This window comes from Simplicispira piscis, from assembly GCF_054783455.1.
The window spans coordinates 642-24,408 of record NZ_BAAGQN010000002.1 but is presented as its reverse complement, the minus strand read 5'-3'; the positions used below and the strand labels follow the sequence as shown (position 1 = coordinate 24,408).

At 61.1% G+C, this 23,767-nt stretch carries 24 protein-coding genes and 1 tRNA gene; 13 read left to right on the top strand and 12 right to left on the bottom strand.

Annotation, left to right across the window (positions count from 1 at the left end):
• Nucleotides 1–18: 18 nt before the first annotated feature.
• The 7 genes from ACYVOC_RS01055 to rpsO form a co-directional block, all read right to left on the bottom strand.
• Nucleotides 19–378 (bottom strand): NADH-quinone oxidoreductase subunit A, encoded by a 360-nt coding sequence (locus ACYVOC_RS01055; protein WP_116004219.1) that lies wholly within the window; start codon nucleotides 376–378, stop codon nucleotides 19–21.
• 76 nt (nucleotides 379–454) lie between these two features.
• Nucleotides 455–539 (bottom strand) — tRNA-Leu (locus ACYVOC_RS01050).
• Nucleotides 540–788: 249 nt separating this feature from the next.
• Nucleotides 789–1,202 (bottom strand): preprotein translocase subunit SecG, encoded by a 414-nt coding sequence (secG, locus tag ACYVOC_RS01045; protein WP_461160586.1) that lies wholly within the window; start codon nucleotides 1,200–1,202, stop codon nucleotides 789–791.
• 41 nt (nucleotides 1,203–1,243) lie between these two features.
• The gene (tpiA, locus tag ACYVOC_RS01040) at nucleotides 1,244–1,990 is read right to left on the bottom strand and encodes a triose-phosphate isomerase (protein ID WP_461160585.1); all 747 of its coding nucleotides are present in this window, start codon (nucleotides 1,988–1,990) and stop codon (nucleotides 1,244–1,246) included.
• 2 nt (nucleotides 1,991–1,992) lie between these two features.
• Nucleotides 1,993–2,979, bottom strand: coding sequence for an NAD(P)H-quinone oxidoreductase (locus ACYVOC_RS01035; RefSeq protein ID WP_461160584.1), 987 nt, complete (start codon nucleotides 2,977–2,979; stop codon nucleotides 1,993–1,995).
• A gap of 97 nt (nucleotides 2,980–3,076) precedes the next feature.
• Nucleotides 3,077–5,302 (bottom strand): polyribonucleotide nucleotidyltransferase, encoded by a 2,226-nt coding sequence (gene pnp, locus ACYVOC_RS01030; protein ID WP_116004223.1) that lies wholly within the window; start codon nucleotides 5,300–5,302, stop codon nucleotides 3,077–3,079.
• 196 nt (nucleotides 5,303–5,498) lie between these two features.
• Nucleotides 5,499–5,765 (bottom strand): 30S ribosomal protein S15, encoded by a 267-nt coding sequence (rpsO, locus tag ACYVOC_RS01025; RefSeq protein ID WP_116004224.1) that lies wholly within the window; start codon nucleotides 5,763–5,765, stop codon nucleotides 5,499–5,501.
• A 212-nt stretch (nucleotides 5,766–5,977) separates the two neighbouring features.
• Here rpsO and ACYVOC_RS01020 point away from each other — a divergent pair, with 212 nt between their 5' ends.
• From ACYVOC_RS01020 to ACYVOC_RS00975, 10 genes are all read left to right on the top strand, one after another.
• Nucleotides 5,978–6,256 (top strand): hypothetical protein, encoded by a 279-nt coding sequence (locus ACYVOC_RS01020; protein WP_116006072.1) that lies wholly within the window; start codon nucleotides 5,978–5,980, stop codon nucleotides 6,254–6,256.
• A 70-nt stretch (nucleotides 6,257–6,326) separates the two neighbouring features.
• Nucleotides 6,327–6,965 (top strand): GspH/FimT family pseudopilin, encoded by a 639-nt coding sequence (locus ACYVOC_RS01015; protein WP_461160583.1) that lies wholly within the window; start codon nucleotides 6,327–6,329, stop codon nucleotides 6,963–6,965.
• A gap of 29 nt (nucleotides 6,966–6,994) precedes the next feature.
• Entirely contained in the window at nucleotides 6,995–7,579 is a 585-nt protein-coding gene (locus tag ACYVOC_RS01010; RefSeq protein ID WP_461160582.1) for a GspH/FimT family pseudopilin, read from the top strand.
• A gap of 5 nt (nucleotides 7,580–7,584) precedes the next feature.
• Nucleotides 7,585–8,229, top strand: a complete 645-nt coding sequence (gene pilV, locus ACYVOC_RS01005) for a type IV pilus modification protein PilV (RefSeq protein WP_461160601.1) — start codon at nucleotides 7,585–7,587, stop codon at nucleotides 8,227–8,229.
• Nucleotides 8,230–8,299: 70 nt separating this feature from the next.
• Nucleotides 8,300–9,148 carry a PilW family protein gene (locus ACYVOC_RS01000; RefSeq protein WP_461160581.1) on the top strand — a complete coding sequence of 283 codons (849 nt, stop codon included), beginning with the start codon at nucleotides 8,300–8,302 and terminating at the stop codon, nucleotides 9,146–9,148.
• Between the two features lie 21 nt (nucleotides 9,149–9,169).
• The gene (locus tag ACYVOC_RS00995) at nucleotides 9,170–9,970 is read left to right on the top strand and encodes a pilus assembly PilX family protein (RefSeq protein ID WP_461160580.1); all 801 of its coding nucleotides are present in this window, start codon (nucleotides 9,170–9,172) and stop codon (nucleotides 9,968–9,970) included.
• 87 nt (nucleotides 9,971–10,057) lie between these two features.
• Nucleotides 10,058–13,642, top strand: a complete 3,585-nt coding sequence (locus ACYVOC_RS00990; protein WP_461160579.1) for a pilus assembly protein — start codon at nucleotides 10,058–10,060, stop codon at nucleotides 13,640–13,642.
• Nucleotides 13,643–13,667: 25 nt separating this feature from the next.
• Nucleotides 13,668–14,093, top strand: coding sequence for a type IV pilin protein (locus ACYVOC_RS00985; RefSeq protein WP_461160578.1), 426 nt, complete (start codon nucleotides 13,668–13,670; stop codon nucleotides 14,091–14,093).
• 25 nt (nucleotides 14,094–14,118) lie between these two features.
• The gene (ribD, locus tag ACYVOC_RS00980; protein ID WP_461160577.1) at nucleotides 14,119–15,240 is read left to right on the top strand and encodes a bifunctional diaminohydroxyphosphoribosylaminopyrimidine deaminase/5-amino-6-(5-phosphoribosylamino)uracil reductase RibD; all 1,122 of its coding nucleotides are present in this window, start codon (nucleotides 14,119–14,121) and stop codon (nucleotides 15,238–15,240) included.
• A gap of 49 nt (nucleotides 15,241–15,289) precedes the next feature.
• Nucleotides 15,290–15,919, top strand: coding sequence for a riboflavin synthase (locus tag ACYVOC_RS00975; RefSeq protein WP_461160576.1), 630 nt, complete (start codon nucleotides 15,290–15,292; stop codon nucleotides 15,917–15,919).
• 9 nt (nucleotides 15,920–15,928) lie between these two features.
• On the opposite strand, the gene selD is transcribed toward ACYVOC_RS00975, so the two are convergent.
• Nucleotides 15,929–17,005: a selenide, water dikinase SelD gene (gene selD, locus ACYVOC_RS00970; RefSeq protein ID WP_461160575.1), complete on the bottom strand. Its 1,077-nt coding sequence runs from the start codon at nucleotides 17,003–17,005 to the stop codon at nucleotides 15,929–15,931.
• A 59-nt stretch (nucleotides 17,006–17,064) separates the two neighbouring features.
• Between selD and mnmH the strand changes: the two genes are divergently transcribed.
• Nucleotides 17,065–18,126 carry a tRNA 2-selenouridine(34) synthase MnmH gene (gene mnmH / locus ACYVOC_RS00965; protein WP_461160574.1) on the top strand — a complete coding sequence of 354 codons (1,062 nt, stop codon included), beginning with the start codon at nucleotides 17,065–17,067 and terminating at the stop codon, nucleotides 18,124–18,126.
• Nucleotides 18,127–18,226: 100 nt separating this feature from the next.
• On the opposite strand, the gene ACYVOC_RS00960 is transcribed toward mnmH, so the two are convergent.
• Together ACYVOC_RS00960 and fumC are read right to left on the bottom strand one after the other, a co-directional pair.
• Complete coding sequence (locus ACYVOC_RS00960) at nucleotides 18,227–18,478, bottom strand: DUF2249 domain-containing protein (protein ID WP_461160573.1); 252 nt, start codon at nucleotides 18,476–18,478, stop codon at nucleotides 18,227–18,229.
• 126 nt (nucleotides 18,479–18,604) lie between these two features.
• A complete protein-coding gene (gene fumC, locus ACYVOC_RS00955; protein WP_461160572.1) occupies nucleotides 18,605–20,008 on the bottom strand; it encodes a class II fumarate hydratase in 1,404 nt (467 codons plus the stop codon).
• Nucleotides 20,009–20,128: 120 nt separating this feature from the next.
• On the opposite strand from fumC, the gene ACYVOC_RS00950 reads away from it, so the two are divergent.
• Nucleotides 20,129–21,679: a fumarate hydratase gene (locus tag ACYVOC_RS00950; protein WP_461160571.1), complete on the top strand. Its 1,551-nt coding sequence runs from the start codon at nucleotides 20,129–20,131 to the stop codon at nucleotides 21,677–21,679.
• 47 nt (nucleotides 21,680–21,726) lie between these two features.
• Complete coding sequence (murI, locus tag ACYVOC_RS00945) at nucleotides 21,727–22,608, top strand: glutamate racemase (RefSeq protein ID WP_461160570.1); 882 nt, start codon at nucleotides 21,727–21,729, stop codon at nucleotides 22,606–22,608.
• Between the two features lie 92 nt (nucleotides 22,609–22,700).
• On the opposite strand, the gene ACYVOC_RS00940 is transcribed toward murI, so the two are convergent.
• The gene (locus ACYVOC_RS00940; protein ID WP_461160569.1) at nucleotides 22,701–23,231 is read right to left on the bottom strand and encodes a M48 metallopeptidase family protein; all 531 of its coding nucleotides are present in this window, start codon (nucleotides 23,229–23,231) and stop codon (nucleotides 22,701–22,703) included.
• 54 nt (nucleotides 23,232–23,285) lie between these two features.
• The coding region (locus ACYVOC_RS00935) for a DUF6806 family protein (RefSeq protein ID WP_461160568.1) at nucleotides 23,286–23,767 on the bottom strand (482 nt) is incomplete at its 5' end.

Sequence of the window (23,767 nt, the reverse complement as noted above, 5' to 3'; positions counted from 1 at the left end):
AATCCTTGTTCAAGCCGCTTATTCCCACTCCAGGGCGCCCTTTTTCCACTCGTAGACAAAGCCCACAAGCAGAACCGTCAGGAAAATGACGACGGCGACGAAACCCGTCAGTCCCACGTCCTGCAACGTCACAGCCCAGGGAAACAGAAAGGCGATCTCCAGATCGAAAAGAATAAACAGGATCGCAATGAGGTAATAGCGCACGTCGAACTTCATGCGCGCATCCTCGAAGGCTTCGAAGCCACATTCGTAGGGGGAATTTTTTGCGGGATCAGGCCGATTGGGGCCCAGGATGTATCCCAGCGCTATGGGAACGATACCGACCCCAATACCGACCAAGATGAACAGGAGGACGGGGAGATATTGATCGAGGTTCATCTTTAGGATGCGCTCATCGCTGAGGCCTCGCCCATCATGACCGCAAGCGGAACATGCGGGCTGGCCTGTTTTTGTCTGGTGCCGTCGGCGAGACTCGAACTCGCACAGCTTTCGCCACTACCCCCTCAAGATAGCGTGTCTACCAATTTCACCACGACGGCTTTGTCATGTCTGGGTGGCATGAGGAACCATTTGGTTTTGGCTTCCCAGACAATCCAAGATTCTACTCCGGAAAAACCCTGTTACCGGGCTCTGCAGAGGATTTATTGATCATTTCGTCGCTTGGCACGCACATTGCTGGCGTTGACTGGGGCGACTCTCCCTGCTCTTTGTCAGACCCACGAAAGACTGGAATCCAAAGGAGCAGCAACGCGGTGTTTTCGACCCCAACGCCACGCTGCCGCAGTCACTCACTTCGCAGGAATCTGCCCTGCACCAGAGGCCGCAACCGCTGGGGCTGGGCTCTCAGCCGCAGCGGGCGCTGCATTGCCGGGAATGGTGGCAGCCGAACCCGCTTCAGGTGCCGGAGCCACTGGCGCAGTCGTGGCCGCAGGGCCTTCCAGCACACTACCGGTGCTGGCAGGGCGTGCGTTACCAAAGTAAGCCAGCGCCAGGGTGCTGACAAAGAAAATCACCGCCAGCACGGCGGTCGTGCGCGAGAGAAAATTGGCGCTGCCGCTAGCACCAAACAGACTGCCGGAACTACCGCTGCCAAATGCAGCCCCCATGTCGGCACCTTTTCCGTGCTGGATCAAGATCAGTCCAATCATGCCCAGAGCGGTCATTATCTGCACCGTCAAGATTACGTTTACAAGCATTCCCATTCTTTTGATACTCCTGATTTAATAGCTAGTAGCGCCCGTATTTATTGGGCTGCCGCGATAATTTGTTGAAATTCTGCCGCCTTAAGCGATGCACCACCCACCAGACCGCCGTCAATGTCGGGCTGGCCCAGCAATTGCGCGGCATTCGCAGCATTCATGCTGCCGCCATACAGCAAGCGAATGCTGCCCGCACGCGGACTGGCCGCTGCCAGTTGCGCACGCAGCACGGCATGTACCTGCTGCGCCTGTTCGGGTGAAGCGGTCTTGCCTGTACCAATAGCCCAGACGGGTTCGTAGGCCACCACCACCTCGCTAATGCAGTGGCCATTGAGGTGAATGACAGCCGCCAACTGGCGCCGCACCACCATCTCGGTGTCACCCGCTTCACGCTCCGCCAACGTCTCGCCCACACAAACGATGGGAGTGATGCCCGCCGCAAGCGCACGCTGCGCCTTGACCGCCACCTGCACATCGGTCTCGCCGTGGTACTGGCGCCGCTCCGAATGTCCCACCAACACATAGCGCACACCAAATTCACGCAACATGGCCGCAGAGTTTTCTCCGGTGTAGGCCCCTGCTTCGTGCTGCGACACATCCTGCGCCGCCAGCGCTAAAGGCGAGCCTGCCGCCAGCGCCTGCACCTGCGCGAGATACGGCGCGGGCACAGCGACGGCAACGTCGCAACCCGGCTGCGCCCCCAGACCAGCAACCAACGCCTGCACCAAAGCCTCGTTGGCAGCCAGGCTGCCATTCATTTTCCAGTTGCCTGCAATGAGTTTCTTGTTCATGTTCACCACGTCAAAACAATTTTGCCCGTATGCTGATTCGATTCCATCAAAGCGTGGGCCTGCGCCGCATCGGCGGCCGCAAAGCTGCTGTGCACCACCGGACGCACCGCACCCGATGCCAGCAGCGGCCACACCCGTTCACGCAAAGCCCGGGCGATGGCCCCCTTGAAGGCGACCGGCCTGGCCCGCAGCGTCGAACCCGTGATGGTCAGACGCTTACGCAGCACCAGACCCGCGTTGAATGCAGCCTGCACGCCACCCTGCACCGCAATGATGACCAGGCGCCCATCTTCGGCAAGGCACTCCACCTCACGCGCCACATAACTGCCAGCCACCATGTCCAGCACCACATCAACGCCCTTGCCCGCCGTGATGCGCTGCACCTCGGCCACAAAATCCTGCGTTTGATAGTTGATGGCATGATGGGCACCCAGCGCCAGACAGGCCGCGCACTTCTCGTCACTGCCCGCCGTGACGATGACCGTCGCACCAAAAGCCCGCCCCAGCTGGATGGCCGTGACACCAATGCCGCTACCACCACCTTGCACGAGCAAGGCTTCCCCGGGCTGCAGCCGCGCCCGGTCAAACACATTGCTCCACACCGTAAAAAAGGTTTCGGGAAGAGAGGCCGCCTCGATGTCGCTCAGCCCTGCGGGTACCGGCAGACACTGCTCCACCGGAGCCACGCACCACTGCGCATATCCACCACCGGCCAGCAAGGCGCACACCCTGTCACCCACACGCAGGCCCACCTGCGCCATGGCAGCCGCATCCCCCCCCTGTACGACCCCGGCCACCTCCAGCCCGGGCACATCACTGGCGCCCGGAGGCGGTGCGTAGTGGCCTTTGCGCTGCAAGACATCGGGGCGGTTGATACCACTGGCGCTCACGCGGATCAGCACCTCACCCACGCCCGCCACGGGCTGCGCACGCTCACCCAGGCGCAACACTTCAGGTGCACCAAATTCGGTGATTTCAATGGCTTGCATGGCAGTCTCGGATAAGGCGGGTTGAATTAGCATTGTTTTTGCCTCTAACGCCCGTCAATAGGGCGTGAGAAGCTACAAAACAAATAGCATTCAAAGATCAGCCGTTGGCCTGCACCTGCCCATCCAGGGGCAAGGCCTGCTGTTGCTGCTGTTCACCGGCCGCCGTTTCGCGGTGCTCACGGGGTTCGCGGCGCTCGGCGGGTGCAGGACGATCGCTTCCACCATGGGCAGGACGATCAGACAGAGCCTTCATGGACAGCTTGATGCGGCCCTTTTCGTCGGTCTCCAAGACCTTGACCTTCACGATCTGGCCCTCCTGCAGGTAGTCGCTGACCTTCTCCACGCGCTCATGGGCGATCTGGCTGATATGCAGCAAACCATCCTTGCCGGGCAACAGGTTGATCAGCGCGCCGAAGTCCAGGATCTTGGTGACCGGGCCTTCGTACACCTTGCCGATTTCGACTTCCGCCGTGATCTGCTCAATGCGGCGCTTGGCTTCGTCAGCCTTGGCGTTGTCGGTTGCCGCAATGGTGATGGTGCCGTCTTCCTCGATATTGATCTGGCAGCCGGTTTCTTCAGTGAGCGCACGAATGACCGCGCCACCCTTGCCGATCACATCGCGGATCTTTTCGGGATTGATCTTCATGGTGTACAGCTTGGGAGCGAAGTTCGACACTTCGGTCTTGGCTTCGCCCATGGCCTCCTGCATCTTGCCCAGAATGTGCATGCGGGCTTCCTTGGCCTGGGCCAATGCGACCTGCATGATTTCCTTGGTGATGCCCTGGATCTTGATATCCATCTGCAGCGCGGTGATGCCGTTGGTGGTGCCTGCCACCTTGAAGTCCATGTCACCCAGGTGGTCTTCATCGCCCAGGATATCGGTCAGCACGGCAAAACGGTTGTCTTCCTTGATCAGGCCCATGGCAATACCGGCCACGTGTGCCTTCATGGGCACGCCAGCGTCCATCATCGACAGGCAGCCACCGCAGACCGAAGCCATCGACGACGAACCGTTCGATTCAGTGATCTCGGACACCACACGCATGGTGTAGGGAAACTCTTCCTTGCTGGGCAAAACGGCAATCAACGCACGCTTGGCCAAGCGACCGTGGCCGATTTCGCGGCGCTTGGTCGAACCCATGCGGCCCACTTCGCCGGTGGCAAAGGGAGGCATGTTGTAGTGCATCATGAAGCGGTCTTCATACTCGCCCGCCAGCGCGTCGATGCGCTGTGCATCGCGCTCGGTGCCCAGCGTGGTCACGACCAGCGCCTGCGTTTCGCCGCGCGTGAACAAGGCGGAGCCATGGGTGCGGGGCAGAACCGAATTGCGGATCTCAATGGGACGCACAGTGCGCGTGTCACGGCCATCAATGCGGGGCTCGCCCGCCAGAATCTGGCTGCGCACGATACGCGCTTCAATGTCGAACAGCATGCCTTCGACCTTGACCGCGTCGAACACGACACCGGCCTCTTTCAGGTCGGCCATCACCACGGCATAGGCTTCGCGGCAAGCGTGCGTACGGGCCTGCTTGTTGCGGATCTGGTAAGCAGCGCGCAGCTTTTCTTCGGCCAATGCACCCACTTTGGCAATCAGACCTTCGTCCTTGGCAGGAGCCTGCCAGTCCCACACGGGCTTGCCGGCATCGCGCACCAGTTCATGGATGGCGTTGATCGCGACCTTGCCTGCTTCGTGACCAAACACCACGGCGCCCAGCATCACGTCTTCGGACAGTTGCTGCGCTTCGGACTCAACCATCAGCACGGCCGCTTCGGTACCCGCCACCACCAGGTCCATCTGGCTGTTCTTACGCGCCGTCTGACCGGGATTGAGCACGTATTCGCCGTTGATGTAGCCCACGCGCGCTGCACCAATGGGGCCACTGAACGGGATACCCGAGATGGCCAGCGCGGCGCTCGATGCAATCAGCGCTGCGATGTCGGCGTCTACTTCAGGATTCAAAGAAACGGTGTGGATCACCACATGCACTTCGTTGAAGAAACCTTCGGGGAACAGCGGACGGATCGGGCGGTCGATCAGGCGGCTGGTCAGCGTTTCATGCTCGCTGGGCTTGGCTTCGCGCTTGAAGAAGCTGCCGGGGATCTTGCCCGCAGCGTACGTCTTCTCAATGTAGTCCACCGTCAGCGGGAAGAAATCCTGGCCGGGCTTGGCGCCCTTGGACGCCACCACGGTGGCCAGCACCACGGTATCGTCAATGTTCACCAGCACAGCGCCCGAGGCCTGGCGTGCGAATTCGCCCGTTTCCATGACGACAGTCTTGTCGCCCCACTGGAAAGACTTGGTCACTTTATTGAAAATGCTCATAATTGCTCCTATTTTAATAGCTGGCAGCGCACTACCAGAAAGCGCCAGAGGCCGATTTAGATGTCGATGCCATTCCATTGAAACCGCACGCGGAGTTCAGTGGAATGACACAGCTTCGATCTGTTTGGCACACCGGCAAAGTAAAAAACGCCTGAGCTAGCGCGCTAACCCAGGCGTTTTTGCATGCAAACAGCGTTTATTTGCGCAGACCCAGCTTGGCAATCAGCGCGGTGTAACGCTCGCCATCCTTGGCCTTGAGGTAGTCCAGCAGCTTGCGGCGGCGGCTCACCATGCGCAGCAAACCGCGGCGACCATGGTGATCCTTGGCGTGCTGTTTGAAGTGGGGCATCAGTTCATTGATGCGTGCCGTGAGCAAAGCCACCTGCACTTCCGGGCTACCGGTATCGTTGGCAGCACGGGCGTTGGCCTTGACAACTTCGGCCTTGATTGAAGATGCGATCATTCGAATTTTTCCTGAATATGGCCTACAGCCGCTCATGAAGCACTGCGGGCACTGGTTTTACTTGCGCCGGAAGCTGGAAGGGCCACCGGCGTGCGTCTTGCACCATGCAAAACCCCTCAATTGTACATGGCCCCGGTTCTGCGGGATTTCGCGCATACAAAGCCGCCCCTGGGCATGGCAGGATCAACGCGCAAAACCAGAAAGACCGCACCATGCAACGTTCCCCCTCCGTCCACCACCGCGCCAGGACACCCATCACGACACTGCTGGCCGCCTGCCTGGCATTGACCCTGCTCGCCAGCCCGGACCTCGCCAACGCCAAGCGATCGGCATCCAGCACCCACGACAGCGCCAAAAAGAAAGGCGTGACCAAAATCACCTACCAGCGCAGCAGCTCCGAAGAAACCACTGCAGAGCGCGACCGCCGCATGTACCGCGAATGCAAAGGCATGCACAACGCGGGCGCCTGCCGGGGATATACGCGGAAATAGCCACCGCTCATCCCTGCATTGCTGCCATTCGTCCCAAAGGACATGGCGCGGCCCAACCCAGGCCTCTAGCATGGCTAGCATGCAAACAACGACACCATTCTGCGCGCCCCTCGCCCGCAGCGAGCCGGGCATGCGACAGGCGAATCAGGGCTTCACCATGATCGAACTGATGATCGTGGTGGCCATCATGGCTATTTTGATTGCCCTGGCCGCCCCCAGTTTCACCCCGCTGATTGAACGCTGGCGTGTGCGCGATACCGCCGAAACCCTCACATCTAGCCTGTACTACGCCCGCTCCGAAGCGATCAAGCGTGGCGGTAACGTCATCATTGCTAAAAACCCAAACACTGCGGACTGCACCACCGCCACCGCCGATACGCAATGGGGCTGCGGCTGGCGCATCTTCTTCGACGTCAACGGCAATGGCAGCCAGGACGCCTGCGTGGTAGCCAACACCCCCAACGAGTGCGACCTGCAGACCACCCCCGCCCCCACGCGCCTGCAAATCAACCTGCCCAGCAGCACCGCAAGCATCACCGTGGACCGCTGGGGCATGTTGTCCCATACCGGCGGCGCCACCACACCCACCCCAATGCTGTTTGAATTGATGCCCAAGGACAAAACCCTTGCCGACTCCAGTGCTGCCAAGCTATGCACAGGCATGGGGGGGCGCATCGTTCGCATCAAGGGCAGCGATACCTGCCCCTGAAACACAGCCACCACACACGCCTGACCACCATGGCCCACCCGTTTCGCCCTTCATCCATGCTACCGGCCCTGCTGCCGGCACAGCAGGGCTTTACCGCCATCGAACTGATGGTGACGGTATCCATCGTGGCCCTGCTCATGGCTTTGGCCGCCCCCAGTTTCACCCCCCTGATCGAAAGCTGGCGTGTGCGCCAGGCCACCGAACAATTGCAATCCACCCTTCACTACGCCCGCTCAGAGGCCATCAAACTCGGCGGACGGGTCGCCATTCAAAAAATCCCCAACAACACCAACGGCTGCACCAGCGCTACCGACAACAGCGACTGGGACTGCGGCTGGATCGTCTGCCAAGACACCAATGGCAACGGTGCGTGCAACGCCACCGAGCCGGTATTGCAGCGCATTGACGCCCCCGCCAGAGTGCAGGTCACCCGCACCAGCGGCGGAAAGAGCATCAAACTCAACCGCTGGGGCCTGGTCGACGGCGACTGGCTGGGCTTCAGCCTGGTGCCTTTAGAAAAACCCACCACCCACCCCGGCGCACGCGGCGTCTGCATGAGCTCGGGCGGGCGCATTCGCATCATTCTCCCAGAGGCCATCCCATGTACCGGCTGAAACCCATGACTACGACACTTCCCAAAAACAAGCACCAGCGCGGCATCGCATTGATCGAATCCCTGGTGGCGATTGTCATCACCGCCCTGGGCATCCTCGGCATCCTGGGTGTACAGATGCGTACGCTAGCCGACACATCGACGACAGTGCGTCGTGCGCAAGCAATCCGCCTGATTGAAGACTTGGGCGAGCGCATGAAGGTCAACCCCAATGCATTGGCCGATCTCAACACCTACGTCACCGCATTCAGCGCCGAGCCGACAGTCGGCAGTTGCGCCACCGGCTGTGACCACACGCAATTGGCTACCTATGACCTGGCTGTCTGGAAAAAAACCGTCAAGGACACCCTCCCTCTGAGCCAAGCCAGCATTTTTATTCCTCCAGCCGAAGGCGCTGTCCCAGCAGGTCAAGGTCGCCAGCTAGGTGTGATGATCGCCTGGCGCGAAAACGAAAAAGATAACAGTGCAGCCTATAAAAACGACATCGATGCCACCAAGGTTCGCGCCAACGACGGCACCTTGAGCGCAGGCGCCGCCCTCGCCTGCCCTGCAGATCACATTTGCCACCTGCAATACATACCCGTCGCCGGTCGATGCGCGCCTTACGCCCCCGGCGGCGGCACCGCCACGTACTACTGCCCAGGGGTCTGACATGCTCTCAAAAATCATAGCTGCTCGCGCTTACCCATCAAATATTAGAGGCCAAAAACAGCAACCATCCATGGGAGTACATCCACGCACTCAACGAGGTGTCACTCTGATCGAACTGATGGTAGGCATCGCCATTGGCCTACTCGTCGTCGCCGTAGCCATGGGTGCACTCATGGTCTCGCGCGGTGTCTCGGGAACGGTCAGCGACGCCAGCGCCATCCAGCAACAAGCCGCCTATGCCATGCGCGTCATCGGCCAACAACTGCGCCAGGCTGGTGCGCTGCGCCTCAACCTTGATCCCGGAACCACCGTCACCGAAGCGCTTTACATGGTGCCCGTAGCATTCGAAGCCAATCCACCCACTGCGGTTGTAACGGATATTGGGGGCACAGCCTCACCGGTGACTTTTACCGTGGGCTACAGCCGCTATACCGAGCCTGTGTTCACCAGCGCCTCTGAACAAGCATTTTCACGCAACTGCCTGGGGGGGCCTGCTGATACCAGTCCCGATACTCGGGCAGACAGCATTTTTTCCTTGGACACCGCCACCAACACGCTGCAATGCAATGGCAACAGTGCGGGGGCACAACCCATCCTGCAAAACGTGGCCAACTTTCAGGTGCGCTACCTGTTGCAGGACAACACCACGACTCCAGGCATACCGACCATCAAATCCGTGGATGCAGACGCCGTCAACGCAGACCTCAAGAACTGGGCACGGGTACAAGGTGTTGAGGTTTGCCTGGTGCTTTACGGCAACGAAGCCATTGATTTACCTACAGGTAGCAACTACACCGACTGCGACGGCGTCACTAAAGTAGACATGAGCAGCCTCACCGGCACGCGCGCCAAGCGCATGCATGTCCCGTTCCGCAACGTCTTTCAACTGCGCAGCCAGGGATTGAGCGCTGTCCTCTAACCCTTGACGAGAAAATCTACCATGCAAAGCATGCCCCTTCCCCTCCACCAGCGCCTGCGCCCACGGCAGCAGGGTGTGGCGCTATTTGTCGTGATCGTGTTCGTCATGCTGTCCATGCTGCTGGCACTGTGGGCTTCGCGCACCTCGCTCTTCAACGAAATGGTGGTGGGCAACGATGCTGACTACCAGCGCGCCTTTGAAGCGGCCCAAACCCTGCTGCAGGACGCCGAGCTCGACATCCGGCGGGAAAACCCCGATGGCAGCATCTGCGCCGCTGCCGCTTGCCGTGACAAGGTGAGCGGTGCCGCCTTGATTCCTCTGAGCACCTCAGAGGTCACCCCCCTGCTGGCCGATCTGGACACTCAACCCACCAAGTGCCGCACCGGCCTGTGCGCCAAGCGCACGGGTCGGCAAGACTTCTGGAAATACACCAGCACCACCAACCCGGCGCCTACTAACCTGCAGCCCGGAGAAGTCAAACTTGAAGACATGACCAAACCCGGCATCGGGGCGCGTTACGGCCAATATTCCGGGGCCGCCCGAGGCGACGCCAGCAGCCCCGCCAACCCCCTGCTGCAATGGGATAACACCACACCCGACAACCAGGGCGGCTGGTACTGGATCGAGGTCTTACCTTATGACGAGAGCAGCAAGAACAGTGGCGTGATCGTTAAACCCGCAGGAGTCGGCAATGACAATCTGCTGCGCTTGAACCTCGCACCCAATGTGGTGTACCGCATCACCGCCCTGGCCTTTGGCCGCAAGCCCGGCACCATGGCCGTGCTGCAGCAAACTTATGCTCGCCAGATGCGCAAAGACTGAAAAAACACAAAACCATAGCATTCAGCGCTTATTGCATAAGCCTTCATACCGTATTACCCCATAACTCTTTGACCCAAGGAGCACGCCATGCCCCGCACCGCTGCACCCCGTTTTCGCAAACACCTGATCGCGCTGGCCGCCAGCGCCGCGCTCGCCCCCTACAGCGCCTGGGCGCTGGATCTGGCCGAGTCGCCACCGGGCACGGTAGAGCCTTATGTACGGCCTAACGTCATCATCTCGGTGGACGATTCGGGCAGTATGGATTGGCAAGTGACGAACTCAAGCACTGGCAGCTCCACAATCGTCGCCCCCAACGCTGATGGCTCCTGGCCCAACAACGCCAAGCGCATCAATATCCTGAAATACGCGCTCAAGTCGATTTTTGACCCGACCCATCCGAAATACGACGCCAGCCTGGTGCCCGACAAAAAAATTCGCCTCTCATGGCAGACCATGTGGAACAACGGCGGCGCGCCCGACGCCAAAAGTGTCAACAACGCAAGCATGAAGACCAACTCGATGCGTGTGCTGGAAGGTACCCATCGCACGAACTTCTTGAATTTCGTCACCAGTCTGAAGGCCAGCAACGGCACCCCCTCGCACCTGATGTTCAGCCAGGCCGATGCCTACATGCGCCAACCCCTGGGCACGAGCAGCGCCTGGGCCAGCGACCCCGGCACTACTGGCGCACCCTACCTGGGTTGCAGGCGCACCTACCATATCGCCATGTCTGACGGGCGCTGGAACGGCACTCCTTTCACCGGCGGCGCACAGGACAACGCCACCAACAAAGCCTTGCCTGACGGTATGGTGTACGGCGGCACCACCGCTGCTGAACGAAAGAAGACCGCGCTTTACCGGGATGCCTGGAGTAACACCTTGGCGGATTGGGCCTTCAAAAGCTGGGCAGAACCGATGCAGACCACCGGTTTGACTGGCACCATGCTGCCAGCAGCCGACTACATCAAGGCCCCAGCGACCGAGGATTTCGGAACGCCCACCACACCAGCTATTCTCGATCGCTACTGGAACCCCCGCTACAACCCCGCCACCTGGGCGCACATGGTGACTTACACCATTGGCTTCAGCAACGATGCCACCACCTGGCCAGGTGCGCCTACCATCATCGCGCCACCGGCTGCCGAGCGTGTGCCGTTCAGCTACAAGGGTAGTTTTCCAGATCTCGTCACTGGAAACCGTGCTTGGCCCAACATGGCCAATCCACCTACTGGAGGAGGAGAAGACGTCCGTGCTCTGGATCTGTGGCACGCCGCCCTCAATGGGCGTGGACGTTTTTATGCGGTCACCCAGGGTCAAGACCTCGAAAAGGCTTTCCGCGAAATCGTGGGGCAAATCAGCACCGCCACTGACCCGGACTTGAGCGCTAGTGCCACCAGTGGCTCCAACGTATCACGCAGCGATGTAGGCAAATACACCGCGTCCTATGAGCCCAACAAGGCCTGGAAGGGGTCCATCACGGCTGATAAGGTGAAATCCGACGGTACAACGATGCCTGACCCGGGATGGGCCGGCAAAAACACCGCTGACAAGCTAGACGCCCTCGGCAGTGTGACCGGGCGCCTGGTGCTGGGCTGGAGCAACAAATGGGACGGCACCAAAGACCAGGGCGGCGTGACCTTCAAGTGGGCGTCGGACGAAAGCAACCTTAGCACGGCACAAAAGCTCTGGCTGCAAAAGAATGTAGGCGGTACCGATGAAGGTGCCACCAAAGGCCAGCAGCGGCTGAACTTCATTCGCGGCGACCGCAGCCTGGAAGGATCTGAGGCAACCGGCTACACACTGGCCAAACCCTACCGTGAACGCCAGAGCCGCCAGGGCGACATCATCAACTCCGACGTGTGGTACACTGGCGCACCGGCCGGCAACTCGTTGCTCAAGGGCTATGCAAACTTTGTACGCGACAGAAAATCGCGTCCGGCCATGCTTTATGTGGGCGGAAACGACGGCATGTTGCACGGTTTTGGCGCGGCCGATGGCGAAGAAAAAATCGCCTATGTCCCCCAGGGCATGATCCCCAGACTCACACTGCTGACTGATCCGCTATACAACAACAAGCACAAATACTTTGTTGATGGCTCGCCCATGACCGGCGATGTGGACATGAATGGTGGCATGCAAGACCCCGCCGACCCCAACTACGGTACTTATAGCCCCCTTTGGCGTACCATGCTGGTGGGCACGCTAGGCCTGGGGGGTAAGGGTTATTTTGCGCTGGATGTGACCAACCCCACTGCGGCCACACTTCTGGATGGCACCCTTGGTTTTGCAGAAGCCAATGCATCGCAACTGGTCAAGTTCGACCGCACCCGGGGCACCTCGGAACCTGCACCCAACTGCGGCGCAATGACCGGCACGGAAAAAACAAACTGCCTCAAGGTGGTGGAAGAAGACAAGGATATTGGCTACATCATCGCCAAGCCCGTGCGCGACGACAACGACGCCATGCGCAGCACCCAAATTGCACGCATGAACAACAACCGCTGGGCAGTTGTGCTGGGCAATGGATACAACAGCACCAACCAGCGCCCGGTGCTGCTCGTTCAGTACCTGGACGGCGCCAAGGAGTTGCTGCGCATCCCCGTCACCAATGAAGCGGCCGGCACAGGCAACGCCAATGACAACGGGCTGGCAGCCCCGCGCCTGGTCGACCTTAACGGCGACGGCAGCGCCGACGTGGTGTATGCGGGCGACAACCTGGGCAACCTGTGGAAGTTCGACCTCACCAGCGCCACCCCGGGCGACTGGAAGGTCGCCTTTGGTGGCAATGCGCTGTTCACAACCCGGGGCCCGGTGGCGCTCAATGGGGTCACACGACCCAAAATCCAGCCCATTTCAGTGCCCCCCACCGTGCGGGCCAACGATCGCAAGATGGAAGTGGGCAGCGGGCCAACGGCCAAAACCGTGCAGGTGGGCGGCATGATGGTGGCCTTTGGTACCGGCCGTAACGTGACCAAGGACGACCCCACCAGCCTGGATGTACAGACGCTGTATTCGGTGCTGGACAATACACGCTACCGCGAGGTCACATCGGCACTGGGCAAGCGCCTGGAGGTACACCCCGGTGGCGGAACTTGCCCCAGTGGCGCCGATTGCGTACCCGCACCCGCAGCCTTGGGCACGGGAGTGTTAACTGCCAAGCTGGCGCAGCAAAAATTCACCGAACTCAGCGGCGGCGACTACGCAACCGTCGATACCGTGACCAACCTGGAGCTGACAAACTGGAAAGACTTCAACGGTTGGTACCTTGATCTGCCTGCCGTGGGCGAGCGCCTGCTCAAACCTATGGAGTTCTACGATGCCAGCAATCTACTGACGGTGTGGTCTCAGGTACCCGCCAAGGGCTCCAACGTTGACCCTAATGTGGAAAGCTGCGATTCGAGCTCGGTGGATGGAGAGCGCCAATACCGTACTTTTGTCAACATCATGGACGGCAAAAAACCCACCGTACAAATCGTGGACATGGATGGTGACGGCTCTTACAACTCGGTCGGCGACAAGGGCGTCTCCCGCACGAAGGTAGCCAAGGGCCCACACAGCATCATCAAGAAAGACAGGTTCGAGAATGTAGACATTGATGCAAAAAACAATAAAGAGAATCTTGCCGCCATGCCCGAAGAATCCTTGCGCCCCAGCTGGCGCCAGATCCAGTGATATGTAAGACCATCAGGGACAAGAAATGAACAAAAATATCTCTAAGCGACAAAAGGGCTTCACCCTGATCGAGGTGATGATCGTGGTGGCCATCATCGGTATCCTCACCGCCATTGCCGTGCCCAGTTACAACGAGTACATCCGACGCGGACATCGTGCAGAGGCGCGTGCAGGATTGCTGCAAGCAGCGCAGTGGCTGGAGCGTGCTGCGACGGCCACGGGCACGTACCCCCTCGCAGCAGCTTTTCCTGCAGCGCTGAAAAAGATTCCATCAGACCGTTACGACATCACCATTGTCTCGGCAAATGGCAGCACATTCATTCTCACCGCGACCCCCAAGGGTGCGCAAGTGGGCGACAAATGCGGCAATTACACGCTTACCCAGGCTGGCGTACGCGATGCATCACCGCTCACTCAAGGAGCGACCGTCGCTGATTGCTGGGGCAAGTAAAGTCTGCGTTACCATCCCGGGCGCCATGACAACCACTGCGCCCCACCCTATCGACCAAGCGCTTGGGCTCGCCGCCCAGGCGCTTTTTCTTTCCAGCCCCAATCCCCGCGTGGGATGCGTCATCACCGCGCCTGATGGCCGGGTGCTGGGCCAAGGGTTCACGCAGCAAGCGGGGGGGCCGCATGCCGAAGTGATGGCACTGCGCGACGCTGCGGCGGCCGGACAGGATGTGCGTGGCGCCATCGCTTATGTGACGCTTGAGCCCTGCGCCCACCAGGGGCGCACGGGACCGTGTTGCGACGCGCTTGTCGCTGCTGGCATTGGCAAGGTGGTGGCATCGCTTGAAGACCCTAACCCCCTGGTCGCAGGCCAGGGCTTTGCCCGGCTGCGCGCAGCCGGAGTGACCGTGGAGGTGGGGCCGGGTGCTACTGCATCACGGGAGCTGAACATTGGATTTTTCAGCCGCATGGTGCGTGGCACGCCCTGGGTGCGGCTCAAGGTGGCAGCTTCGCTCGATGGGACCACGGCGCTGCACAACGGTGCCAGCCAGTGGATTACATCGCCCGCGGCCCGGGCCGACGGCCATGCCTGGCGAGCGCGCGCCTGTGCGGTGCTGACGGGCATTGGCACCGTGCTGGCAGACAACCCGCGCATGGACGTGCGCGAACTTGCCACACCGCGCCAGCCCCAGGTGGTGGTGGTGGACAGCCGTTTACAAACGCCGCTAGATGCTTCACTTTTCATAGCTGGTCGCGCTTGCACCATATACGCTGCAGGCAATTTTGATACTTACTTTGCAACCCGCAAAGCGGCTTTGGAGGCCCGTGACGCCACAGTAGTGCAATTGCCCGGTGCAGGCGGCCAGGTGGACTTGCCCGCCCTGCTGCACAGCCTGGCCCAGCGCGGCATCAACGAGCTGCATGTCGAGGCGGGGCACCGCCTGAACGGTGCCTTGCTGCGTGCGGGGCTGGTGGATGAGTTGCTGCTCTATCTGGCCCCCCGCCTACTGGGCCCGGGCCGGGGCATGGCCGACCTAGCGCCGCTCAATGACCTTGCGCAGGGGCTGGCACTGGATTTTCATAGCATCGAACAGGTGGGCCCCGATCTGCGCGTGCTCGCCCGGGTGCAAGGGCACGACCAATTCTAAGGCCCGCGTGCGACGCGGCCTGGGCCCAAACCCTGCCACAATCCACGCCATGTTTACAGGAATCATCACCGGCATGGGGCAGATTGCTGCCGTGCAACCCCTTGGCGATACGGCCGCGCATGGCAAACGCCTGGTCATCACCCCTCCTGCGGGCTATCTGGACGATGTCGGTTTGGGCGACAGCATTGCGCTCAATGGCGCCTGCATGACGGTCACCAGCATGGACGCGGCCGCGCCGCAGTTCACCATCGACATCTCGGCCGAGTCTCTGCTCAAGACCACCGGGCTAGACACCCCCGGCCCCATCAACCTGGAAAAGGCCCTGCGCGCCAACGACCGGCTGGGCGGGCACATGGTCTCGGGCCATGTGGACGGCATCGGCAAGGTCACGCACTTCGCCCAGGTGGGCGAGAGCTGGGAACTGCGCGTGCTGGCCCCGCGTGACCTTGCACGCTACCTGGCCTACAAGGGTTCGATCACCATCAACGGCGTAAGCCTGACCGTGAACCGCATCGCCGACCTTGCCGGTGGCTGCGAGGCCAGCATCAACCTGATCCCGCACACCGTGCAGAACACGGCGCTGGGCCACCTGCGCACTGGCTCCAAGGTGAACCTGGAAATCGATCTGATCGCACGCTACGTGGCGCGCATGATGGATGTGCCAGCCCCAGCACAATAACCTGCAGCTTTAGGTGCAATGCAGCCGTGGCCCCTGCCCCGCCATATCAAACTGCATGCGCCCCACGATGGCCGCTTGCGCGAAACCATCGCCATGAAAAGCGCGCAGCACTGCATCCACAGCGCCCGGCGCGCAGCCCACTAACAGGCCGCCGCTGGTTTGCGGATCGGTGAGCAGGGTGCGCTGCCATTCGTGCGCAGTCTCAGGCCAATGCACCTCGGCACCGTAGGCGGCCCAGTTGCGGCCCGATGCACCCGTGGCAAGGCCGTCTTTGGCCCAAGCCACAGCACTGGCAATCAGCGGCAGGCTCGCCAAATCGATGTGAGCAGACAACTGCGAACCTCGGCAGATCTCCAGCAGATGCCCCGCCAGGCCAAAGCCGGTCACATCGGTCATGGCATGCACACCGTCAATCTGCGCCAGTACCACGCCCACACGGTTGAGCTGGGTGGTGTGGCACAGCATTTCGGCATAGCCCTCAGCGTCCAGCACTCCTTTTTTCAAGGCAGCAGAAAGCACGCCCACCCCCAGGGGCTTGCCCAGCACCAGCACATCGCCATCCCGTGCAGCGGCATTGCGGAGTACGCGCTGCGGGTGCACCAGGCCCAGGGCGACCAGGCCGTAGATGGGTTCAAGCACGTCGATGCTGTGTCCCCCTGCGATGGGGATACCGGCCTCGCGGCATACGGCGGCGCCGCCTTCGAGTACGCGGCCTATGATCTCGGGCGCCAGCTTGGCGATGGGCATGCCCACAAGCGCCAGTGCGAGGATGGGCGTGGCACCCATGGCGTAGATGTCGGACAGCGCATTGGTCGCGGCAATGCGGCCAAAGTCATACGGGTCATCAACAATGGGTGTAAAAAAATCCGTGGTTGCCACCAGTGCTTGCTGGTCGTTCAGGCGGTATACAGCGGCGTCGTCACTGGTCTCGGTGCCTACCAGCAGTTCGGGCGGCACCAGGCCCTGCGGTGCGCGTGCCAAAATCTCACGCAGCAAGCCCGGCGCAATTTTGCAGCCACACCCTCCGCCGTGGGCGAACTGGGTGAGCTTGACGGTTTCCTCGATCACGGGTGAGAAGTCATTCATGGTAATGGTCATTGTGCCAGCCATGCCACGGTCTTGCCCTTCTCCACTGGAGTTTTCCCATGAGCCACCGCAGCCCTGCGCGCGTGCAAGACCGACATGCGTTCGACGCACTGATTGACGCCCGCTCTCCGGCCGAATACGCGCTGGACCACTTGCCCGGCGCCATCAATTGCCCGGTGCTCGATGACGAGGAGCGGCGCATCGTGGGCACGCTGTACAAACAGCAAGGCGCCTTCGAGGCACGGCGTGTGGGCGGTGCTATGGTTGCGGCCAACCTGGCGCGCCACCTGCGCGAGCAGTTTGCCGACAAGTCCGCTGCCTGGAAGCCGTTGGTGTACTGCTGGCGCGGCGGCATGCGCAGCGGCTCGATGGTGACCTGGCTGCGCATGGTGGGCTGGGATGCGCAGCAACTGGCCGGGGGCTACAAATCCTGGCGGCGCCATGTGATCGACCGCATTGACGCCCTGGCACCCCAACTGCCACTGCGCGTGCTGTGCGGTCCCACCGGCAGCGCCAAGACGCGGGTGCTGCAGGCCCTGGCCGCACGCGGCGCGCAGATGTTGGACCTGGAGGCCTATGCCCGGCACCGCGGCTCGGTGCTGGGCGCATGGCCCGGCGTGGCGCAACCATCGCAAACGGCGTTCGAGACCTTGCTCGCGCAGGCCCTGGAGCCGCTAGACATGCAACGCCCGATCTTTGTGGAAGCCGAAAGCAGCCGCATCGGCCGTGTGTCGGTACCGCAAGCGCTGGTACAGCGCCTGCGCGCTAGCCCCTGCATTGAAATCCAGGCGACGCCCTCGGTGCGCCTGGAGTTTTTGCTGCGCGACTATGCCAACCTGGGCGACGACCCGGCGGCCCTGGCAACACAGCTGGGTACCCTGCGCGAGTTGCATGGCAGGCAGACCATCGACCGCTGGCAAGCCTGGGCCATGGAGGGCGCACTGGCACCCCTGTTTTCCGAACTGATGGCCTTGCATTACGACCCACTCTACGCACGGTCGCAAAACGCACATTTGTTCCAGTGGCCGCAGCGGCAGACCGTGCAGGCGGCGGATTTGTCGCCCAGCGGCATTGACACGCTGGCAGAGCAGGTGCTGGCCTTGCCTGCAAAAATTGAATAAAAAGTGGCTCTAGCGCTTATCTGTAAAGCGCTATAAGCTATATTTTTTATAGTATGCAAGTGGGAGGGCTCAGACAGGGCCCACACACCTGTGCCATGCCTTACTGCCGCACAAAGTCAATGACGATGGCGCCCAGCTCGCGCTGGCGGTATTCAATGTGCACCGCCTCGCCATAGCGCATCTGCAGTTGCTGCAACAAAGGCAGCGGGTCGTGGTCATTCACGAAGCGCATGGTCTCGCCGGGGTTGAGGGAATCAAGCGCGCCAAAAATGGCCGCATGGCGGAATCGTTTGGCAACGCCGCGTGCGTCAAAGGGATAGATAGCGTCGGGCGAGGTATGGACGTGGTTCATGGTGATGAAGCGGTGGTTTGCGCTAAAGATTCATATTGAATGAATTTAAAGTATACAGCGCGGCCCTGCCATCCACACCATCGCCCCTGTCGCCACAAGGGCGACACGCGGCACGCAAAGCGCGGGCTACACCATGCGGGCCGGTTGCACCCAGGCGTCGAACTGCTCGGCAGTGACATGGCCGCTGGCAATGGCGGCCTCGCGCAGGCTCAACCCCTGCTGGTGCGCTGCCTTGGCGATCTGCGCGGCCTTGTCATAGCCAATATGCGGGTTGAGCGCCGTCACCAGCATGAGTGAGCGTTCCACCAGTTCTGTGATACGCGCACGGTTCGGTACGATGCCCACAGCACAGTGGGCGTTGAAGCTGCGCATGCCATCGGCCAGCAGGCGCACGCTTTGCAGAAAGTTGTGCGCAATCATGGGGCGGAACACGTTCAGCTCAAAGTTGCCAGCTGCCCCTCCCATGTTGATGGCCACGTCGTTGCCCATCACCTGGCAGCACAGCATGGTCAACGCCTCGCATTGCGTAGGGTTGACCTTGCCAGGCATGATGGAGGAGCCCGGTTCGTTCTCGGGGATGGCAATCTCGCCCAGGCCGCTGCGTGGCCCGCTGGCCAGCCAGCGCACATCGTTGGCGATCTTCATCAGGCTGGCAGCCAGCCCCTTGAGTGCACCGTGGGCATGGACCAGGGCGTCGCAGCTGGCCAGGGCCTCGAACTTGTTGGGGGCGGTGACAAAAGGCAGGCCCGTCAGGTCGGCCAGGTCCTGCGCCACAGCCTGCGCATAGCCCGGCGGGGCATTCAGGCCCGTGCCGACGGCTGTGCCCCCGAGCGCCAGTTCGTACAAATGCGGCAACACAGCCCGCACATGCTGCTCGGCATGCTGCAGCTGCGCGGCCCAGCCCGAAATCTCTTGCCCCAGGGTCAGCGGCGTGGCGTCCTGTAAATGCGTGCGGCCAATTTTCACTACGTCGGCGAAAGCCTCGGCTTTGCCAGTCAGGGTGGCGCGCAACATATGCAGGGTCGGCAGCAGTTGGCGCGTGAGCGCATCGACCGCTGCCACATGCATGGCCGTAGGAAAAACGTCGTTGCTCGACTGGCTCCGGTTCACCTCGTCGTTAGGGTGCACGAGCCGCGCCGGGCCTCTGGCGCCACCCAGCATCTCGCTGGCGCGGTTGGCCAGCACCTCGTTCATGTTCATGTTCGTCTGGGTGCCTGAGCCGGTCTGCCAAACGACCAAGGGAAACTCGTCGCCCAGTCCCCCATCGATCACCTCGTCCGCCGCCGCCACGATGGCCGTGGTTTTGGCAGCATCCAGCAAACCCAATGTGTGGTTCACGTAGGCACAGGCGCGCTTGACCTGGGCCAGCGCACGCAGCAGTTCAGGCGCCATGCGCTCGCCCGAAATGGCGAAATGCTCCAGAGAGCGCTGCGTCTGCGCGCCCCATAGGCGCCCGGTTGGCACCTCGATGGGGCCAAAGCTGTCGAACTCGGTACGCAAGGCGGCTTGGGGCATCTTGGGGTCAGACATGGCATCTCCTGTGCAGTGGCGGCCCCCGCAGGATACGCCTTCCGAATACCCGGTGACAGATCCGCGCAAGCCCAGCAGAGGATAATTCGAGGCTTCGCGTAACCTGCTCTTCCCCACGCCATGACGACTATCCGCCAAGCCGACCTGATCGAATCCATTGCCGCCGCACTGCAGTACATCAGCTACTACCACCCGGCCGACTACATCCAGCATCTGGCCCGTGCCTACGAGCGCGAGCAAAGCCCCGCCGCCAAGGATGCAATGGCCCAGATTTTGACCAACAGCAAGATGAGCGCCACGGGCCACCGCCCCATCTGCCAGGACACCGGCATCGTCAACGTGTTCCTCAAGGTCGGCATGGACGTGCGCTGGGAAGGCTTTACCGGCAGCCTGGACGATGCCATCAACGAAGGCGTGCGCCGCGGCTACAACCACGAAGGCAATACGCTGCGCGCCAGCGTGGTGGCCGACCCGCTGTTTGCCCGCAAGAACACCAAGGACAACACCCCCGCAGTGATCTTCACTGAGATCGTGCCGGGCAACACGGTCGATGTGACCGTGGCCGCCAAGGGCGGCGGTTCGGAGAACAAGAGCAAGATGGTCATGCTCAACCCCTCCGATAGCGTGGTGGACTGGGTGCTCAAGACCGTGCCCACCATGGGCGCTGGCTGGTGCCCGCCGGGCATGCTGGGCATCGGCATCGGCGGCACCGCAGAGAAGGCCGTCCTCATGGCCAAGGAAAGCCTGATGGACGACCTGGACATGTATGAACTGCAGGCCAAGGCTGCCAAGGGCGAGAAACTCACCCAAACAGAAGAGCTGCGCCTGGAACTGTTCAACAAGGTCAACGCCCTAGGCATTGGCGCGCAAGGCCTGGGCGGCCTGACCACGGTGCTGGACGTGAAGATCAAGATGTACCCCACGCACGCTGCCAGCAAGCCTGTCGCCATGATCCCCAACTGCGCCGCCACGCGCCACGCGCATTTCGTGATGGACGGCAGCGGCCCGGTCTATATGGACCCACCGAGCCTGGACCTGTGGCCCAACGTGAACTGGGCGCCCGACACGCAAAAGAGCAAGCGCGTTCAGCTTGACACCCTCACGCCCGCCGAGGTGGCCAGCTGGAAGCCCGGAGACACCTTGCTGCTCAACGGCAAAATGCTCACCGGCCGCGATGCCGCGCACAAGCGCATCCAGGACATGCTGGCCAAGGGAGAAAAGCTGCCGGTGGACTTCACCAACCGCGTCATCTATTACGTCGGCCCGGTCGATCCCGTCAATGACGAGGCCGTAGGCCCCGCCGGCCCCACCACCGCCACACGCATGGACGGCTTCACCGAAATGATGCTCAGCGCAACCGGCCTGATCGCCATGATCGGCAAGGCCGAGCGCGGCCCGGTGGCCATAGAAGCCATAAAGAAACACAAATCTGCCTACCTGATGGCCGTTGGAGGAGCGGCCTACCTGGTCTCCAAGGCCATCAAGACCGCCAAGGTCGTGGGCTTTGCCGACCTGGGCATGGAAGCCATCTACGAATTTGATGTGGTGGACATGCCCGTCACCGTGGCCGTGGACGCGGGTGGCACCAGTGCCCACATCACTGGCCCGGCCGAGTGGCAAAAACGCATCGCCACGGGCGAATTCAAAGGTATCGGAGTTTCCGCCACCTGAAGGCGACTCCCCTCCTGCCAGCCACGCCGGCTGGCAGGCACACGCACATGCCCACATCCCAGCAGCCTATCGGTGTTTTCGACAGCGGCGTCGGTGGGCTGAGCGTGCTCCAGGCGCTGCGTGCAGAACTCCCCCACGAACGTTTTGTGTACCTGGCCGACAGCGGCAATGCCCCTTACGGCGAGCGGGGCGACGCCTTTGTGGCCGCGCGCACCCATACCATCACCGACTACTTGCTCCAGCACCACCACATCAAGGCACTGGTGGTGGCCTGTAACACGGCCACGGCCGCAGCCATCCACGAGGCCCGCACGCGCCACCCCACACTACCCGTGGTGGGCGTAGAGCCTGCACTCAAACCTGCTGTCGCGGCCAGCAAAACCGGGCGCATCGGCGTCATCGGCACGCGCGGCACACTGACCAGTGCCAAATTTGCCAAATTGCTGGCGTCGTTGCACGGCCAAGCTGAGTTCATCGTGCAACCCTGTGACGGACTGGCCCATGCCATTGAGCGCAGCACCACTTTGGCCATCCCCGAGACACTCACCACCACGGAAACCCTGGCACTGTGCGCGCGCTATACAGATGCCATGGGCAAATTTGGGGTCCAGCCTGGAGAAATAGACACCTTGGTGCTGGGCTGCACCCATTATGTTTTCGTGCAGGACGACTTGCGCAGCCTGCTCGGCCCATCAGTCCAGCTGATTGCAACCGGCGAGCCGGTGGCACGGCACACGCGACACTTGCTAGATGCAGCCGATATGCTGGCCCGGGCGGCCGAAACGCCCGACTCCGCTGATGCCATTATTCTTTTAACTACGGGCACGCTCGCGCCATTGCAAAACGCGGCACAGCGCTGGCTACAGCTCCCCCCACGCTGCTGTGCAACTGTCGATTTACCAATGGACAAAACTGGGCCTGCCCAATAGCTAGTTGAAATGCACTTCCGTCGCCCATTGGTAGGTGCAAGCAGCTATTCGCTATGGCTGCAATTGAGCGATTCGCACCAAATCCAAGTCTTTTAGAAGCTTGTGCTGTCCCATAAGCGCTCTCCATCCAACTCCAGGTGCGTCAGGTACAGCCGCACATCCAACTCATACTGGTGGTAGCCGGGCTCCATATGCTCGCACAACTGGTAGAACGCCTTGTTGTGTTGCTTTTCGCGCAGGTGGGCCAATTCGTGCACCACGATCATCCGTAAAAATTCGTCCGGCACCTGCTTGAACATCGAGGCAATTCGAATTTCGTGTTTGGCCGCTAGCCGACTCCCTTGCACTCGGGACAGACTGGTATGCAGACCCAGCGCATGCCGCACAACATGGATCTTGCTGTCAAACAGCACCTTGTTCACCACATCGGCATTGCGCAAATGCCGGTTCTTGATCTCAGTGGCGTACTGGTACAAGGCCTTATCGGTTCGCACAGCGTGCGGCTGCGGGTACTTGCGCATCAGCAGCGGTGTCAGTGCACCACGATCCCCGTGCAACAAGTCGCGAACTTGCTCCTGTAGCGAGGAAGGGTATGCACCCAAATAGATCAATTCAGTCTGCATGGCGTGTGCTGCGCGCCCTGGCTGTGGCGCCAGAGCGATTCGTTCAAACGACCATTAATGCAGATGGCGTGGACGGCGGCCGCCTCCACTGCCATGCCCGCCACCGAAACCACCAGGGCCACGCGGAGGCTTGCCGATCTCCAGTGAATTCACCAAGGCATCAAAGCGCTGGCTGAACAGCTTGTCGATCTCAGCCACCACACCACCCAGTTCGGAGCCATCAAAATGACGCTCCATCATGTTAATCACATCTTGCACCAACAGATCGCGCTGTACCTGCATGATGGCCGCAGGCGTCGGCCCCACAAACAGCATGATGAAATCATCGCGTGATTCCGAGCCCTCATCGGCCTCATCTTCGTCAAAGTCCACATCGTAAAAAGTAACCTCAACGGCCGCACCTTGCTCAGCGAGGTCGTTCAGGTTCATGCACATTTCATCCAGAGACTGGCGAAAATCCTCATCCCCGCGCACCGTCCAGCACATCTGAAGCATGTGGCCCTTTGCGTCGAATTGGATGCCTGGCTCTTCCTCGT

Bases quoted from the DNA above. Each gene is read 5' to 3' on its own strand.
- mnmH (WP_461160574.1), top strand. From the start codon at position 17,065: ATGAGCCACCGCAGCCCTGCGCGCGTGCAAGACCGACATGCGTTCGAC.
- ACYVOC_RS00960 (WP_461160573.1), bottom strand. From the start codon at position 18,478: ATGAACCACGTCCATACCTCGCCCGACGCTATCTATCCCTTTGACGCA.
- fumC (WP_461160572.1), bottom strand. From the start codon at position 20,008: ATGTCTGACCCCAAGATGCCCCAAGCCGCCTTGCGTACCGAGTTCGAC.
- tpiA (WP_461160585.1), bottom strand. From the start codon at position 1,990: ATGAACAAGAAACTCATTGCAGGCAACTGGAAAATGAATGGCAGCCTG.
- ACYVOC_RS01010 (WP_461160582.1), top strand. From the start codon at position 6,995: ATGGCCCACCCGTTTCGCCCTTCATCCATGCTACCGGCCCTGCTGCCG.
- ACYVOC_RS01000 (WP_461160581.1), top strand. From the start codon at position 8,300: ATGGGAGTACATCCACGCACTCAACGAGGTGTCACTCTGATCGAACTG.
- pilV (WP_461160601.1), top strand. From the start codon at position 7,585: ATGACTACGACACTTCCCAAAAACAAGCACCAGCGCGGCATCGCATTG.
- ACYVOC_RS00985 (WP_461160578.1), top strand. From the start codon at position 13,668: ATGAACAAAAATATCTCTAAGCGACAAAAGGGCTTCACCCTGATCGAG.
- pnp (WP_116004223.1), bottom strand. From the start codon at position 5,302: ATGAGCATTTTCAATAAAGTGACCAAGTCTTTCCAGTGGGGCGACAAG.
- ACYVOC_RS01055 (WP_116004219.1), bottom strand. From the start codon at position 378: ATGAACCTCGATCAATATCTCCCCGTCCTCCTGTTCATCTTGGTCGGT.
- ACYVOC_RS01015 (WP_461160583.1), top strand. From the start codon at position 6,327: ATGGCTAGCATGCAAACAACGACACCATTCTGCGCGCCCCTCGCCCGC.
- selD (WP_461160575.1), bottom strand. From the start codon at position 17,005: ATGAATGACTTCTCACCCGTGATCGAGGAAACCGTCAAGCTCACCCAG.
- ACYVOC_RS00940 (WP_461160569.1), bottom strand. From the start codon at position 23,231: ATGCAGACTGAATTGATCTATTTGGGTGCATACCCTTCCTCGCTACAG.
- secG (WP_461160586.1), bottom strand. From the start codon at position 1,202: ATGGGAATGCTTGTAAACGTAATCTTGACGGTGCAGATAATGACCGCT.
- murI (WP_461160570.1), top strand. From the start codon at position 21,727: ATGCCCACATCCCAGCAGCCTATCGGTGTTTTCGACAGCGGCGTCGGT.
- ACYVOC_RS00950 (WP_461160571.1), top strand. From the start codon at position 20,129: ATGACGACTATCCGCCAAGCCGACCTGATCGAATCCATTGCCGCCGCA.
- ACYVOC_RS00975 (WP_461160576.1), top strand. From the start codon at position 15,290: ATGTTTACAGGAATCATCACCGGCATGGGGCAGATTGCTGCCGTGCAA.
- ACYVOC_RS01035 (WP_461160584.1), bottom strand. From the start codon at position 2,979: ATGCAAGCCATTGAAATCACCGAATTTGGTGCACCTGAAGTGTTGCGC.
- rpsO (WP_116004224.1), bottom strand. From the start codon at position 5,765: ATGATCGCATCTTCAATCAAGGCCGAAGTTGTCAAGGCCAACGCCCGT.
- ribD (WP_461160577.1), top strand. From the start codon at position 14,119: ATGACAACCACTGCGCCCCACCCTATCGACCAAGCGCTTGGGCTCGCC.
- ACYVOC_RS00990 (WP_461160579.1), top strand. From the start codon at position 10,058: ATGCCCCGCACCGCTGCACCCCGTTTTCGCAAACACCTGATCGCGCTG.
- ACYVOC_RS00995 (WP_461160580.1), top strand. From the start codon at position 9,170: ATGCAAAGCATGCCCCTTCCCCTCCACCAGCGCCTGCGCCCACGGCAG.
- ACYVOC_RS01020 (WP_116006072.1), top strand. From the start codon at position 5,978: ATGCAACGTTCCCCCTCCGTCCACCACCGCGCCAGGACACCCATCACG.